The 1057-nt window shown below is 50.0% G+C and carries 1 pseudogene; it reads left to right on the top strand.

Annotation, left to right across the window (positions count from 1 at the left end):
- Nucleotides 1–208: 208 nt before the first annotated feature.
- Nucleotides 209–1057 (top strand): annotated as a pseudogene (galE, locus tag R7Z50_RS24830) (UDP-glucose 4-epimerase GalE); the annotation flags it as partial.

A 1057-nucleotide genomic window follows, 5' to 3' on the forward strand; every position in this document is an offset into this window, starting at 1 on the left:
CTAAAGTCTGCATCTAAAATAAGGATTTTTTGTAATTTTGTGGAAACGTTTACACAATTTGAATTCGATCACGGATCTGGATCGAGATTGGTTGCTAGACTTTTAGCCAGTTAAGAAATGGGCGTTCCGATTCGATGCAATGGCGATTGGCTTTTAGCGCATCAGAGTGAGGTATGAACAGAAAGCAGCAAACGTGGAGAAGCAAAAAGTGAAAGTTCTTGTCACAGGCGGTATGGGATACATCGGTAGTCACACTTGCGTTCAGATGATTGAAGCGGGAATGGAACCTATCATCGTTGATAACTTGTGTAACGCCAAACTGGAAGTGTTAAACCGTATTGAAGCGCTGACAGGCAAGCAGCCTGCGTTCCACCAAGGTGACATCCGTGACGAAGCATTTTTGGATACGGTATTCGCGCAGCACGACATCCAAGCCGTGATCCACTTTGCTGGCCTCAAAGCAGTTGGCGAATCGGTGGCAAAACCACTTGAGTACTACGACAACAACGTCAATGGCTCATTGGTGTTAGCGCGCAGCATGCGTAAAGCGGGCGTGAAAAGCATCGTATTCAGTTCATCGGCAACGGTTTACGGTGACCCTTAAATAGTGCCGATTGCGGGCGAGTCACCAACAGGCGCAACCACCAACCCATACGGACGCAGCAAATATATGGTGGAGCAGTGCTTAAGCGATCTGTTCCATGCTGAAAACGACTGGAGCATCACCTTACTGCGTTACTTCAACCCAGTTGGCGCGCACCCATCGGGCTGCATGGGGGAAGACCCACAAGGCATTCCCAATAACCTGATGCCATTTATCGCCCAAGTCGCTGTTGGTCGCCGAGAAAAACTCGCGGTATTCGGTAGCGACTACCCAACACCAGACGGTACTGGCGTACGTGATTACATCCATGTGATGGATCTGGCCGACGGCCACATCGCCGCATTGAAATCGGTGGGGAAAACCTCGGGCTTGCACATTTACAACTTAGGTACGGGTAAAGGCTCGAGCGTACTTGAGATGGTGGATGCGTTCGCGGCCGCTTGCGGTAAACCA

The organism is Vibrio sp. 1249-1 (assembly GCF_033340495.1).